Here is a 14,121-nt window from a genome sequence, read left to right on the forward strand (position 1 = left end):
GCATAGCGCAATGCCCGTCCGTTAATTGTGTTTACAAAAAAAATCTCCCCACCGGGGGGGGAGATCATCGGGCGAGTTAAATGAAGGCTTACTTCTGGGTTAAACGGGTCAACACTTGGTTCGAACGTTCCACAAACGCTTTCATCCCCTCCGCATCAAAGGCCTTCTGGGCCATCAATGCCAGGTCATAGACGTGCTGACACATCATATCGATGGTTTCCTGATTCGAGGCTTTGCCATCTGCTTGGATAATTGAACCCTGGCTGAGTTGGTAAATATTTTCGATCAAGGGGTGCGACAAATTAATCATCAACACATGATCTTCTGGGAATTGCATTGCCGTCTGTTGCATCATCGCCGTCATCTCTTGCAGACGTCGCATGGCCTCTGGTAAAAGCACCATTGCCGGGGGCGTTGCCGCTGTTTCTGCGGATTTAATCGATTGGGTTTTGATGTTGACCTTTGGTTTCCCAATCGCCTTTTCAAACAACTCTTTAATGACGTCGCCACGGGTTTTGTTGGTATTCGGGTCAACAATTTCACTGGCCTTATCGTCTTCTACGAGGCTTTGATCTAGCTCCGAGTCCACCCGTGAAAACTTCACATTGCTGTATTCCTGTTCCAGGAAAGGAATGAAGTAATTGGTATCAATAAAGGAGTCCATGTAAAGGACTTCTAAACCTTGGTTTTTGTACAGTTCAATGTAAGTGCCCTGGGTGCTGGGATCGGTGCAATAAAAAACGCGATTTTCGTGCTTTTCTTTATTGCGCTCTAAATAATCTTTGAGGGTTGTATAGGGGGCCGTAGACGTTGCCTGGGTGTCTTCGGATTTCACGTCTTCCCACACATCGCCATCATTGCCCTGTACTTCTACTTTCGGCGTTGTCGCTGCTGTTTCTGGTTGGTGGGTTGTGCGGTAAATGAGAATGTCTTCGACTTGTTTTTTAAACTTCTCATCGCGGATACTACCGTACTTCACAAAGGTGCCGACATCTTCCCAACTTTTAACGTAGTCACTATAGCTTTCGTTGTAGAGGGACTTCAGGCGATCGCCAACTTTTTTGGCAATGTAATCGGAGATGCGGCGCACTGTCCGGTGGTTTGTTAAGGCACTGCGAGAAACATTGAGGGGAATATCGGTGCTGTCCACAACGCCCCGCAGCGGCATCAGAAATTCAGGGATGACTTCTTCGCAATGGTCACTGACAAAAACCTGATTACAGAACAGCTTGATTTGTCCTTTAGTAACATCAATGTCCGGGCGCAGTTTCGGAAAATAGAGAATGCCATTGAGCAAGAAAGGATAGTCCGTATTCAAGTGAACCCACAGTAATGGGTCTTCTTGGAAAGGGTAGAGATAGCGATAAAATTCGAGGTAATCTTCGTCGGTTAAATTCTGGGGAGATTCTTTCCAAATGGCCCGCTGTTTGTTGATTTGTTCCCCTTCAAAGCGAATGGCAACGGGCATAAAATCAGAATAGGTTTTAACCAATTGGCGAATCCGTTGGGATTCTAAATATTCTGTTTCCTCGTCCATCATGGTGAGGGTAATGGTTGTGCCGATGCTGGTTTTGTCACTGGCACTCAGTTGAAATTCGGGGGAACCATCACAGCTCCAATGAACCGCTTCCGCACCATCTTTGCAGGAAAGGGTATTAATTTCTACTTGAGTGGCCACCATAAAGGCAGAATAAAACCCTAAACCAAAATGCCCGATTAAATCGTTCGCATCCTTGCCATATTTTTGAATAAATTCTTCGGCACTCGAAAAGGCAACTTGGTTAATATATTTTTTGATTTCGTCGGCGGTCATCCCAATGCCATTATCGGTAATGGAGAGTTGTTTTTTCTCCTTGTTAACGTCAATAATGATTTCCCCATCGGGCACATCAATGCTACTTTCACCGGCCATTTTTGCCATTTTGCGCTTGGTGATCGCATCGGCGGCATTGGAAATGAGTTCCCGTAAAAAGATCTCGTGGTCGGTATACAGAGATTTTTTGATTATCGGGAAAATATTCTCGGTATGGATTGTAATATTGCCTTTTTCGAGGACTGCCATAGGTCGTATGTTTCCAACTTGGTCTAAGGATTTGTCCTCTATTTTGCCGGAACTTGGGAAAACCTCAAGGCGGCGATCGCCCCCATCCCTAGATGCGGATTTCCGTATTTTCTTGATTCCTATGGCTTCTTTTGGAGCTGTTGTAATACCCAATTCACCCCATCTTGGAGATCCTTGGCGACATAATCGGGCTTGGTATGGTGTTGGTACTTGCCGCTGAGAACTTGTTTACCGTAGCCTGTTTGAACCAAAATTCCCCGGAGGCCAGCGTTGTGGGCGAGGTCAATATCCGTCGCCTTGTCCCCCACCATAAAACTACGGCGTAAATCTAAATCATGTTCCCAGGCCGCTGTCACCAACATTCCTGTATTCGGCTTGCGCCAGGTGCCCCACTGGGTAAAGTCTGGGTGGGTGCCCCCGGCTGACTGGCTTAAATAAGGGCAATAATACAGCGCATCGAGGTGGGCCGCCGCTTCTTGGTTTAGGAGGGTACGCAGTCTGGTGTGGAGGGCTTCTACATGGTCAATGCCATAGTAGTCCCGGGCTGGCCCCGATTGGTTGGAAACCAAGCAACAAAAAATTCCTTGATCGTTGAGCGATCGCACAGCCGCCGCCACCCCTGGAATTAGATTCAGGTCTTCGAGGGTGTGAATATATCCTGCTTCGATGTTAAGGACACCATCACGATCAAGGAAAACTGCTGGTTTAGCCACGCCAAATTTGAGCCAATACGTCTTTGGGTTGAATATCTGCCATTTTTCCAGTGGGAGACTGGATGCCAATCAATTTATCATTCTGTGGCGGTAAGAGCTTTTCGGCGTGGGTCGCACCAAAGAGAGCAATGGTGTAAGTCCCCACGGCGGCGGCCAGGTGCATCGGCGCACTATCTGTACAAACCATCAAGTTGGCCCCGGCAATCATGGCTGCTGCTTTACCAATATCCTCAGGCCGTGTCACCTTTAGCGCTGGATAAAGGGCGATGAGTTCCGTGACCCAAGGGGCATCGTCCGGGCCTTGGAGCAAGACAATCGGGAGGTTTGGCTGCTTACTCTGGATATCTTCAATGATCGGTTGCCAATTTGCCACAGGGTAGAGTTTGTTGATGCCCTTGGCTTGGGAGAGTTGACTGGCACCACCGTGGATCAGGATATACCCCTCGGTTAAGCCCAGGCGTTTTTGTTCCCCTTCGGCCCACTGAATGTCCCCATTGGGCACTGTGATACTGGGGGATGGACAATCGGTGTCAATGCCTAAGCCTTTGAGGAGATCGTGGTAGAGGGCCGCTGCGTATTGGTTTTCGTTGAGGGGGGCTGGATTGGAGATAAACCAAGATGTTGCGGTTTTGTAGCCCACGCGGGTGGGAATTCCATTCAGCCAGAGCAGGAAGCCCACAGCCCAATTTTTGCCGAGGGAGAGGGCAATTTCGTACTCGCGATCGCGGATGGTGCCGAGAATATTGAGATAGTCAGCCGGGCCATTGCGATCTTTAAAGTCGAAGGTCAGCACTTCATGAACCTGGGGACAGACGCGATAGGCTGCCTTGGCACGGGGTTCGACCAGAACGTCAATCATGGCTTCGGGATAACGTTCCTTGAGATCAGCGAGGGTCGGGAAGAAGAGGATTTGGTCGCCAACTCCTCCGGGAACTAGGGCTAGTATGCGCATCTTGGGGGTATAAACTTACGTATCCAGCATCATTTTAGAAGAGAATAGGCGGAAACGTTTAGTAACTTAGGGAAAAGCCATGGTGCACTTGTTATTGCCTGCGGCGGGCGTCGGCAAACGGATGGGCGGCGATCGCAACAAACTGCTGATGACACTACAGGATAAACCGCTCTTTAGTTGGACGCTCCAGGCAGCGGCGGCGGCGGATGCGGTGGCCTGGATTGGCATCATGGGACAGCCTTTAGATTTTCCGGACTTTGAGGCAATTTTGGCCGATTTAAAGCTTTCTAAGCCTGTCCAACTGATTCGAGGTGGCAAAACTCGCCAAGAGTCAGTTTATAACGGCCTACAAGCCCTTCCCCCAGAGGCAACCCAGGTGCTGATCCACGATGGGGCGAGGTGTTTGGCCACCCCAGCACTATTTAATCGCTGTGCGGCGGCCCTAGAAACCTGTGAGGGCTTAATTGCGGCGATCCCCGTCAAGGACACCATTAAGGTGGTAGATGAACAAGGTTGGGTCAAAGAGACGCCGGAGCGGGCGAAGCTTTGGGCTGCCCAGACGCCCCAGGGGTTTACGGTGCAGCGCCTCAAGGATTGCCACGAAAAAGGCAAAACCCTGGGTTGGGAAGTGACCGATGATGCGGCTTTGTTCGAGCGTTGTGGTCTGCCTGTGAAAATTGTCTCTGGGGAAGAAACAAACCTCAAAATTACGACGCCAGGAGATTTGGCGATCGCCGAATTTATTTTGCAGAGCCGTGATGAAATGCCAAAAACCTAGGAGTTGGAAACCTCGGTGCTTTTTAACAGCGGTTTGGGGTGGCGGTGCCGTTGGGTACGGTAAACCTGGATGGGGCGGTCAATGCCTTTAAATCGCCCGGCACCCATGGGAATAAATAAATCCTGGTGGCGATCGCCAATCGCTTGATATGTCGCATCGGTGATCACACATTCCCCCGGCGGACAAATGGTCTCAAGGCGGGCGGCAAGATTCACCGTTCCCCCCAGAACCGTGTAGTCCACCCGCTGGGAGCTGCCCACATCGCCCACAAAAGCCTTGCCGCTATTTACTGCAACCCGCAGTTGAATCGGTTGGGGCCAAATATTTTGTAAATTTAGTTGATCAAGGCGGTTGAGCATGCCCATGGCGGTGGCGATCGCCCGTTCAGCATGGTCGATCTGGGGTTCCGGTGCCCCAAAAAACGCCATAATGCAGTCGCCAATAAACTTATCGAGGGTTCCTCCTTGGGCAAACACCGAGTGGAGCATCTCTTCAAAAAAAACGTTCAGCAAATCCGCAATGGCACTGGGGGAAGACTGCTCCGCAATGGGCGTAAAATTAACGATGTCTGCAAATAGAATACTGATTTCCGCTTCCCTAGGGGGGAGTCGCCCATTTTTTAACGCCCCCACCGAAATTAATTGATGTACCACCGCAGGCGAATGGTAACGCTCTAGTTTTTGACGAATTTGAGCCTGTTCCTGGAGACGACGGCTCAGCAACCACCGTTGCACACTGGCTGCCAACAGATGGCCAATGGTCGAAAAAAAACTTAAATCATCATCGGTTAACGATTCTGATTCATCTAACTTCAAGTGGGCATCACCATACAAAACCCCCACCACTTTTGTTTGATCCCATAGGGGCACCGCCAACACTCCCCGAATCCCCTTTGCCAAAATGCTATCTTCCCCCGCAAAGCGCTGGTCGCTCTGGGCATCTACGGATTTGAGGGCAACCCTTTCTTTAAAAACCTTTTGGCAGACCGATTGACTAATCCAAGCACTGGTGCGGATGGCCGGGTGATTATCCGGGAGACTCTGGGCCGCAGCACTGAGGAGTTCTAATTTGCCATTGCCCCGAATATCAATGAGCAGCGCCAGCCGTTCTAAGCCTGGCAATTCCTGAAAAATAACATTCCGGGTCAGGCGAAAAATAGCTTCAATGGATTCGGCAGAACTAAGTTGTTTCACAATGTCCACCAACTCCTTGAGGCGGGCGATCGCCGTTTCCGTGTGGGGCTGATGACCATAGCCTTCTTCCCCCTGTAGCCATTGCTCCTTGAGATCTTCGGCGTTACGGAGAATAGTGCGCCCCGATCCCCATTGGTCGGCCTGTAGATCTGTCGTTTCATCGAGGGTCACATTCTGGAACGTGACTAAAATTGAGGCATGGCCAAGACGGATTAAATCTCCTTGGCGGATCGTTTGGGGCTCAGTAATCCGGACGTGATTGAGATATGTGCCATTGGTGCTGCCCAAGTCCTCTAAAATCCAAGCTTGTTGTCGCCGTTTGATCCGGGCGTGGTACCGGGAAATTTGGGTCATCTGTAGCGAGAGACTACATTCAGGCAAGCGACCGATCACAAACTCCCCTTGATCGACCACCACAATACGTTCTGGGTAGCCCTCAGCTTGGATGCGGAGTTGCAGATCAGTCATAGGAGTTTCACGGGAAATAACACGTGCCAGTGGCCTGCGAAAAAAATTGCTGAATTTAAATAGTCAAAGCGATGACAGGGGAATTCTGCCCACGGAAGTTCAGAAAACAAGGGGAAATTTTGCTCGGCTTGTCATAAAAAGTCAGCGCCCGAAGCGGAGATTCATCCCTGAGTGTAGCCCAAGGAGGATATTTTTCTGTCTAAAGATAGTGGCGATCGCCACAAACCGTTAAGGAAGTTCTGGCAATGGGGGGAGTTGGATCGGTATCGCCTGGGTGGGAGGCAAGAGGGCCGGGGGAAATGTGAAGGGGAGATCTGCACTGGCGATCGCCCCTTGGAATTCAAAGTTCCACACCACAGAACCATCGGCCTGGGGCAAACGTTGAAAGGTGGGCGACCAAGTGGGCGGAATTTCCCCAGCCCAGGTTAAGACAATGCGGGTGGTGCGGTCATTAAATTGGCCAATGCGTAGTTGACGAATGGTGCCGTCGTAGGCCTGGGTCAAGGTGGCAGCGGGCCAGCGGGTATCGGTCAGGTCAATGATCAGACGAGTCGGATTACTGAGGCGAGAATATTGGGGAATCGTCGTTGGGGCGGTTTGGAGGCGGAGTTGCTGTGCTTGGGGATCAAAGGCCCAATCTTGGAGGGGGAGCAACTCTGGCGATAGATCGGCGATCGCCTTGGGGCTGTGGCTCAGTCCGGCTACCAACACCAGCACTACACAGACACTCTGATTAAAATATTTTTGGATTAACCCAACAGCCATTCTGAGGCCCGTTCTCCCAATTCCAAACGAATACTAATTGCTTTGCCGACCCTGGGGCGTTCTGTGGTTTCTTCGAGGTAAGTATGGACTTGTTGACTCACACCCCATTCCCCTAAATAAGTGGCGATCGCCTGGAGATGTTCCTCATATTGAGCCTCCGAGAGGGGAAAAGAAACCTGTTCCAAATATTTCCACATCACCTGGAGATACCATTCCCCCTTAATTTGTCGCAGTTGGATGTCATAGGATCGTCCCCATTTACGCCACAAAAGTTCCCGTAGTTCTCCACCATTCATCGCCCACTCCTCCTGCGGTTCATTGACATTTCTGTGGCCAAAAGCCTAATCTCAGCCGATCTGTAATAATTTATCTACAAAACTTTGTTAACCTTTTTAAAGACTATCCGGCAACCAACTAAGGCTCAAGCTCAGGTAAAACGCCATCTTTGCTCGCCATTTGGATGATATTCTTCATAGGAAGTATTGTAGAAACGCTTACATAACTATACAAAAAGGCTCTGATTATGACTCAATTATCAGGTTCCTCCGATGTTCCAGATCTAGGTCGTCGCCAATTTTTGAACCTCCTCTGGGTGGGGACGGCGGCGGGAACGGCTCTCGGTGGTTTATATCCCGTTATTAAATATTTTATTCCTCCTTCTAGTGGTGGCGCTGGTGGTGGCGTGATTGCTAAAGATGCCCTCGGTAATGACATTATCGTGAGCGACTATCTCCAAACCCACACCGCAGGCGATCGCTCCTTGGCCCAAGGCCTCAAAGGGGATCCCACCTATGTGGTTGTCGAAGGGGATAACACCATCTCCAGCTATGGGATCAACGCCATCTGTACCCACCTTGGCTGTGTCGTCCCCTGGAATACCGCTGAAAATAAATTCATGTGTCCTTGCCACGGTTCTCAGTATGACGAAACCGGGAAAGTTGTCCGCGGTCCGGCTCCTTTATCCTTGGCCCTTGTCCATGCGGAAGTGACTGAAGATGACAAGATCTCCTTCACCGACTGGACAGAAACCGATTTCCGTACTGACGAAGCTCCTTGGTGGGCCTAAAGACCCCATACGGGTTCATCCATTAGAGAAAACGCTTGTAAAAATTTACGATGAAAACACCTGAACTGATGGCAATCTGGCAACGGCTAAAGACCGCCTGCCTCGTGGCGATCGCCACCTTTGGTTTATTTTTCGCCAGTGATGCCCTTTTCCCCCAAGCCGCTGCCGCCTATCCTTTTTGGGCTCAGCAAACCGCCCCAGAAACGCCCCGTGAAGCAACAGGCCGGATCGTCTGTGCCAACTGTCACCTCGCTGCCAAAGAAGCCGAGGTGGAAATTCCCCAGTCCGTTTTACCCGATCAAGTTTTTGAAGCCGTTGTCAAAATTCCCTATGACCACAGCCAACAGCAGGTTCTAGGGGACGGCTCCAAGGGTGGCCTCAACGTTGGTGCTGTTTTGATGCTTCCTGATGGTTTCAAAATTGCGCCCGCTGATCGTCTCTCTGACGAACTAAAGGAAAAAACCGAAGGTCTCTACTTCCAGTCCTACGCTCCGGATCAAGAAAACGTCGTGATCATTGGGCCGATTTCCGGTGATCAATACGAAGAGATCGTTTTCCCGGTACTCTCCCCCGATCCGAAAACCGATAAGAACATCAACTACGGTAAATATGCAGTCCACCTCGGTGCGAACCGTGGCCGTGGACAAGTTTATCCCACTGGTGAACTAAGCAATAACAATCAATTTAAAGCGTCTGCCACCGGCACCATCACCAATATTGCAGTGAATGAGGCTGCGGGTACGGATATTACCATTTCCACTGAAGCGGGCGAAGTGATCGATACGATCCCGGCTGGCCCCGAAGTGATTGTTTCTGAAGGTCAGGCGATCGCCGCTGGTGAAGCCCTCACGAACAACCCCAACGTCGGTGGATTTGGCCAAAAAGATACAGAAGTTGTTCTCCAGAATCCCGCTCGCATCTATGGCTACATGGCCTTTGTCGCTGGGATTATGTTGACTCAAATCTTCCTCGTTCTGAAGAAGAAACAGGTAGAACGGGTTCAAGCCGCTGGCCAACTCGACTTCTAAATTACAAGAAATTTAAAATTGTGCGAAGGCAGACTCCGGTCTGTCTTTTTTATTGCTGATGTGCTTGATTCGCCGCCACTAATGTCTTCAAAGTTTCCATCGTGCGGTGCAATTCCTGGGCGAGGGGATGGGATAAATCGAAGATTTTCAAAAGTGAGTTGTAATACCAAAGGGTGCCCTCTTTTTTGCCTTTAAAACGGGGCCAGAGAGCTTCACCGATCCGTTGGTAATCCCACAAAATAGATTGGACATTGTAAAGTTTATCGGCCATGACAACGAGGTGCACTGAGGCTGAAGCTGTTTGTAGATGCTGCAGGTAAGCTTCTTTGCGTTCCCGCCAAGGCCTCTTTTTTTCACCATCAAAACTATTGGAACAGCCTTCGACAATGGTTGCCACCCGCTCGCCAAATTTTTCACAGATTAAAGCTCTGGTTTCCCATCCCCCTTGGTCTTTGATGGCATCATGGAGTAGGGCGGCGATCGCCTCGTCTTCATCACCACCGGCTTCGAGCACTAAACTGGCAACCCCCAGGAGATGGGCCACATAGGGAACGCCAGAACCTTTACGCACTTGCTGACGGTGTAATTTTTCCGCAAAAACCAGCGCTTCAGAAAATCGATCAGAGAGTTTCATCAACTTAATGCCTAGGTTGCATTTGCACCAATCCTAACCAATGAACTAGGCAGGATTGTGCCTCATTAATGGGGAAGAGAATTAAGACAGTTCATCGGATTTGTCACCAAACCAGAGGCCCAGTTTTTTCACCACCCAACTGAGGATTGCCCCCAACATCAAAATACCAATGGCTGGCGTAAACACAGGCTCCCAGAGGGAATACCACAAATCCCAGCCCAGATTAACCCCCGATGAGCGGCCAACTAAGGCGATCGCAAACCAAAAAAAGGCGAACAACACCACAAACACATCCGCGACCAATAGACGATCCAACCACAGGGTAAATTGCTCTTTCATGTCCTAATCTAAATCTGTCCATTTAGAATATACGGCAGCCTGCCCCCAGTAATTCCCCGCCGAGTCGAGTAAGTCCCAAAGCTTAACATCCTCGATCCGTACCCGCTTCCCGCTTTTGGTAATGCGTACCCCCGAAAAACCCGTTTTGAACCCATAACTACGGCTGCTCGCTAACAATTGATTGCGCTCTGCTTGTACCTGTGCCGAAGGTTCCGCCGATTGTCGGGAGGGCATCTGTAACAACTCCTCCCAAGACCGTTCCCAAAGTTCTAAACCGAGACGAGAACCATAGTTATAAATTGGGTCGGCCTCCGTGCCATGGGAAAATACCACCAGCGGCGCGTCAAATAAAATCGCCGCCTGCTTTTGGGGGGATTCACTGCGATCAATCAAATCCGCCCCAAACCAATGGTGATAACTATCCAAAATAAGCTGCACTTGGGTGATCGCCGCTGGGGTGAGCCAAGGTTGAGTGGTCATAGTATCTAAGCAGTTACGAGGGCTTCAATGGCTTCTCCGGTTAGGCTAAAGGCCCGTGCTTCGGTGATTTTGACCGCAACAATTTTCCCTTTGAGTTCGTTAATGTCTCCCTCAAAAAAAGTGAGGCGGTTGCCCCGGGTCCGTCCCATAACCTGACTCGGATTTTTCGGATTTTGATCTTCAACAAGCACTTCTTCGATCCGTCCGGCATAGCGTTGGGAGCGTTCTGCTGCTTTTTGGGCGACCAAATGATTCAAACGTTGGAGGCGATCGCCTTTTACTTCCTCTGACAATTGATTATCCCAAGTGGCGGCGGGGGTGCCGGGTCGGGGAGAATAGGCCGCCGTATTTAATTGATCAAAACCAATCTCATCCACTAATTTGAGGGTGTTTTCAAACTGCTCTTCCGTTTCTCCGGGGAACGCCACAATCGCATCCGCACTAATGGAAGCATCGGGCATATAACTCCGAATGGTATTGATAATGCGGCGATATTTTTCGTGGGTATAACCGCGTCGCATCGCCTTAAGCACCTCATTGTCCCCAGACTGGAAAGGAATATGAAAATGCTCACAAACCTTGGGTAACTCCTGGCAAGCCTTAATCAAGCGTTCCGTAAAGTAGCGGGGGTGACTGGTGGCAAAGCGAATCCGCTCAATGCCCGGCACATCGTGGACGTAATATAAAAGGTCAGTGAGGGTATATTTATTCCGGCCTTCTGCTGTGGTCCCCGGTAGATCCCGGCCATAGGCATCGATGTTTTGACCGAGGAGCGTGACTTCCTTAAACCCTTGTCGCCCTAGTTCTTCCATTTCTGCCCGGATCGCTTCTGGATAGCGCGATTGTTCCGTGCCCCGCACCCCAGGGACAACACAATAGGTACAGTGCTCATTACAGCCGTAGATTACATTGACCCAGGCCGTAACCGTGCTGTCTCGCCGGGGTTTCGTAATATCTTCAACGATATGGATTGGCTCCGTTGCCACCACCTGACTTCCCCCTTCAACTTGCTCTAACAAATCCTGGAGACGGTTGGCATGTTGAGGCCCCATGATCAGATCCAGTTCCGGGACACGGCGCAGGAGGCTTTCTCCTTCCTGTTGGGCGACGCAACCAGCAACGATCAGGGTGAGGTCGGGTTTTTCTTGTTTCCGCTTAGCCTGACGACCGAGGTAAGAGTAAACTTTTTGTTCCGCATTATCCCGAATCGTGCAGGTGTTGTAGAGGACGAGATCTGCAGCATAGGGATCTTCGGTGAAGTGATAGCCCATCTCTTCGAGGATGCCTGCCATACGTTCAGAGTCGGCCTTGTTCATCTGACAACCGAAAGTGGTAATGTGATATTGACGAGGCTTAGTCATGGTCGTTTCAAAAATAATGGGCTAGGCAAATTAGCAGCTTTTTATTCTACCAATTTAGGTTTCGCTTGTGGGAGATGGGGATGTGAATCCGCCAAAACCTCGATGTGAGTTGTGAAAACTCTGGATCACGCTATCCCAGGGGGAGCCTTGCCTATATACTATGTCTAATATTTTTGATGTGTATTTTTGATTACAGCAAAGCTAACCTCTGATTTTTTGTGGTCGAAAACCGAAAAAGAAAGGGTGCTTTGTGGCTATTGGTGAACTCGCTAAAATTTGAATGAATACGGAATCTTATTTTAATCACCCGACATTTGGGATGCTCTTTCGGATTTGTGAACTGGAAGACAAGCAAGAGTTATTTACAACGCTCTATGCCCAGCGGTTATTTTTCATTGTGCACCAAGATACCAATGGCATGAGTTTTGAGTCGGTCACCCGGATGGATGCCCGGTTAAAAATGGAAAATCGCCTGCGTCAGGTACGCCGATCCGGTGCCATGGCTGAGTTTCAAGTATTACAGGCGCTCTATAAACGGACGTTCCAATAAGCGAGTTAGTTGAGTCTAAAATTTACGGGTCATTTTTTAGTAATGTCAGATGCGATCGCCGAAAATATTGCCCGACTACGGGAAGAAATCCCCCCGGAGGTGCGCCTGATCGCCGTTAGCAAAACCCACTCTGCGGCAAAAATTCGCCTGGCCTACGCGGCGGGAATTCGAGATTTTGGCGAAAATCGGTTCCAGGAAGCCCAGCAAAAACAAGCGGAATTAGAGGACTTGCCGGATATCCGGTGGCATTTTATTGGCCATCTGCAAAAAAATAAGGCAAAAAAGGCGATCGCCCATTTCGATTGGATTCATACCGTCGATAGTCTCGCCCTCGCCCAAAAACTGGATCAGTACGCCGCCTATTTAGAAAATCCAGCCCGCTGCTGTTTACAAATCAAACCCCTGCCTGACCCCAATAAATTTGGCTGGGAAATTCCCCAACTCCTGAGTGATCTACCGCACCTCGCCACCTGTCAACACCTCAAGCTTCAGGGTTTAATGACAATTCTTCCCCTGGGGCTTTCCCGCACTGAGACCCAGATGGCCTTTGAACAAGTATTTTCCCTCAGGGAACAACTGAATCAGATGGCAAGCTTACCAGAGCAATTAACAGAATTATCCATGGGAATGTCCGGTGATTATCCCCTGGCGATTGAGGCTGGAGCAACAATGATTCGCGTTGGCCAGAGGATCTTTGGGGCACGGGAATAAGCCAATCTAACCGCTGAAAAATTTGTTGATCACCCCAGTAAATAGCCGCAGTTCCATAAAGAATTTTGAAATTGATCCTCTTGCAACAAATCTATTGATGAAAAATATCTAGAATTTGCAATGTTCGCTTCACAAAATCTTATCAATGTCGATTCTCCAAAACTTCACTTTTAGGGCAAAATAAGCCATATGTCCCAAGGCGATCGCTAAGCTTAAGAATTTTAAATTGGCGAAACCCTAGATAATTCATCCCTTAGAATATGCTCAAAATTACCTAAGTCTTGGTCAAGTCTCTTCACCCTTCGAGCCTTATATCCTGGACAAACAATTTTTGGAGATGTTGCCCATCATCTACCAAGCCGACGAAGCATATCATCAATCAATATTGAAAACCCTATAACCAAGGATATTTAGCCCCATGTTCAACAGCATACGTAACTTCCTAGGCTTCAACGAACCAGAAGAATACGAAGAATACTATGAAGGGGAAATTGATAACAACGATTATCATGCCCTCTATCCTGCTGAAATGCCCACCCCTTTGCCCGAAGAGAGTGCGCCTGCCCCCCGTCGTCTACCTGAAAACCCTACCGTTGCTTCCAACTTTGCCATGAACTCTAACACCACCCCCACTCGTAACAATGTCATCGGCCTCCCTGGCGTCAGTAACTCCCCGGCTGAAGTGGTTGTTTGTGAGCCCCATTCCTTTGAAGAAATGCCCCAAATTATCCAAGCCCTTAGGGATCGACGTTCCATTGTCCTCAATCTCAACATGATGGATCCTGACGAAGCACAGCGGGCAGTAGATTTTGTTGCGGGTGGGACTTTTGCTATTGATGGCCACCAAGAACGGATTGGCGATAGCATTTTCCTCTTTACACCGAATTGTGTACAAGTCACAAATAGCTTAAGCCGCGAAGAAACTCCTGCCACCCCGGCAGCCCCGGCTCGCCCAGCGGCCCCGGCTCCCGCTTGGAGTGATGAGATGACACCGATGGCCCAGGCTCAATAAGAATTGGCC

At 49.6% G+C, this 14,121-nt stretch carries 16 protein-coding genes; 6 read left to right on the forward strand and 10 right to left on the reverse strand.

Annotation, left to right across the window (positions count from 1 at the left end; translation table 11 throughout):
• Positions 1-88 precede the first annotated feature (88 nt).
• The 3 genes from htpG to AACT35_RS09770 form a co-directional block, all read right to left on the reverse strand.
• Positions 89-2,062, reverse strand: a complete 1,974-nt coding sequence (htpG, locus tag AACT35_RS09760) for a molecular chaperone HtpG (protein ID WP_099240797.1) — start codon at positions 2,060-2,062, stop codon at positions 89-91.
• A gap of 119 nt (positions 2,063-2,181) precedes the next feature.
• A complete protein-coding gene (locus AACT35_RS09765) occupies positions 2,182-2,775 on the reverse strand; it encodes a D-glycero-alpha-D-manno-heptose-1,7-bisphosphate 7-phosphatase (protein ID WP_012307513.1) in 594 nt (197 codons plus the stop codon).
• Positions 2,768-3,727, reverse strand: a complete 960-nt coding sequence (locus tag AACT35_RS09770; protein WP_099240799.1) for a glycosyltransferase family 9 protein — start codon at positions 3,725-3,727, stop codon at positions 2,768-2,770. Before AACT35_RS09770 ends, AACT35_RS09765 begins: the two co-directional genes overlap by 8 nt.
• An 82-nt stretch (positions 3,728-3,809) precedes the next feature.
• Between AACT35_RS09770 and ispD the strand changes: the two genes are divergently transcribed.
• Complete coding sequence (gene ispD, locus AACT35_RS09775; protein WP_099240869.1) at positions 3,810-4,505, forward strand: 2-C-methyl-D-erythritol 4-phosphate cytidylyltransferase; 696 nt, start codon at positions 3,810-3,812, stop codon at positions 4,503-4,505.
• Here the strand turns inward: ispD and AACT35_RS09780 are convergent.
• From AACT35_RS09780 to AACT35_RS09790, 3 genes are all read right to left on the reverse strand, one after another.
• Positions 4,502-6,166, reverse strand: a complete 1,665-nt coding sequence (locus AACT35_RS09780) for an adenylate/guanylate cyclase domain-containing protein (protein WP_099240801.1) — start codon at positions 6,164-6,166, stop codon at positions 4,502-4,504. The two genes, ispD and AACT35_RS09780, sit on opposite strands and share 4 nt — an antisense overlap.
• A 228-nt stretch (positions 6,167-6,394) precedes the next feature.
• The gene (locus tag AACT35_RS09785; protein ID WP_099240803.1) at positions 6,395-6,931 is read right to left on the reverse strand and encodes an AMIN domain-containing protein; all 537 of its coding nucleotides are present in this window, start codon (positions 6,929-6,931) and stop codon (positions 6,395-6,397) included.
• On the reverse strand, positions 6,916-7,227 hold the full coding sequence (locus AACT35_RS09790) for a DUF3067 family protein (protein ID WP_012307518.1): 312 nt from the start codon (positions 7,225-7,227) through the stop codon (positions 6,916-6,918). The genes AACT35_RS09785 and AACT35_RS09790 overlap by 16 nt, the downstream gene beginning before the upstream one ends.
• A 227-nt stretch (positions 7,228-7,454) precedes the next feature.
• Here AACT35_RS09790 and petC point away from each other — a divergent pair, with 227 nt between their 5' ends.
• Together petC and petA are read left to right on the forward strand one after the other, a co-directional pair.
• The gene (gene petC / locus AACT35_RS09795) at positions 7,455-7,997 is read left to right on the forward strand and encodes a cytochrome b6-f complex iron-sulfur subunit (RefSeq protein ID WP_012307519.1); all 543 of its coding nucleotides are present in this window, start codon (positions 7,455-7,457) and stop codon (positions 7,995-7,997) included.
• Positions 7,998-8,047: 50 nt separating this feature from the next.
• Positions 8,048-9,025: a cytochrome f gene (gene petA / locus AACT35_RS09800; protein WP_062434829.1), complete on the forward strand. Its 978-nt coding sequence runs from the start codon at positions 8,048-8,050 to the stop codon at positions 9,023-9,025.
• A gap of 49 nt (positions 9,026-9,074) precedes the next feature.
• On the opposite strand, the gene AACT35_RS09805 is transcribed toward petA, so the two are convergent.
• The 4 genes from AACT35_RS09805 to miaB all read right to left on the reverse strand — a co-directional run bounded on the left by AACT35_RS09805 (position 9,075) and on the right by miaB (position 11,839).
• The gene (locus AACT35_RS09805) at positions 9,075-9,659 is read right to left on the reverse strand and encodes an HD domain-containing protein (RefSeq protein ID WP_099240805.1); all 585 of its coding nucleotides are present in this window, start codon (positions 9,657-9,659) and stop codon (positions 9,075-9,077) included.
• An 81-nt stretch (positions 9,660-9,740) separates the two neighbouring features.
• Complete coding sequence (locus tag AACT35_RS09810) at positions 9,741-9,998, reverse strand: hypothetical protein (RefSeq protein ID WP_062434834.1); 258 nt, start codon at positions 9,996-9,998, stop codon at positions 9,741-9,743.
• Between the two features lie 3 nt (positions 9,999-10,001).
• A complete protein-coding gene (locus tag AACT35_RS09815; protein WP_099240807.1) occupies positions 10,002-10,478 on the reverse strand; it encodes an MEKHLA domain-containing protein in 477 nt (158 codons plus the stop codon).
• A gap of 5 nt (positions 10,479-10,483) precedes the next feature.
• Positions 10,484-11,839: a tRNA (N6-isopentenyl adenosine(37)-C2)-methylthiotransferase MiaB gene (gene miaB / locus AACT35_RS09820; protein ID WP_099240809.1), complete on the reverse strand. Its 1,356-nt coding sequence runs from the start codon at positions 11,837-11,839 to the stop codon at positions 10,484-10,486.
• Positions 11,840-12,119: 280 nt separating this feature from the next.
• Between miaB and pipX the strand changes: the two genes are divergently transcribed.
• The 3 genes from pipX (at position 12,120) to AACT35_RS09835 (ending at position 14,112) form a co-directional block, all read left to right on the forward strand.
• Positions 12,120-12,389: a transcriptional coactivator PipX gene (gene pipX / locus AACT35_RS09825; RefSeq protein ID WP_012307526.1), complete on the forward strand. Its 270-nt coding sequence runs from the start codon at positions 12,120-12,122 to the stop codon at positions 12,387-12,389.
• A gap of 42 nt (positions 12,390-12,431) precedes the next feature.
• Positions 12,432-13,100, forward strand: coding sequence for a YggS family pyridoxal phosphate-dependent enzyme (locus AACT35_RS09830; protein WP_099240811.1), 669 nt, complete (start codon positions 12,432-12,434; stop codon positions 13,098-13,100).
• Positions 13,101-13,518: 418 nt separating this feature from the next.
• A complete protein-coding gene (locus tag AACT35_RS09835) occupies positions 13,519-14,112 on the forward strand; it encodes a cell division protein SepF (RefSeq protein WP_012307528.1) in 594 nt (197 codons plus the stop codon).
• Positions 14,113-14,121: the final 9 nt, after the last annotated feature.

The organism is Synechococcus sp. BDU 130192 (assembly GCF_963876085.1).
Taxonomy (GTDB): Bacteria; Cyanobacteriota; Cyanobacteriia; order Cyanobacteriales; family MRBY01; genus MRBY01.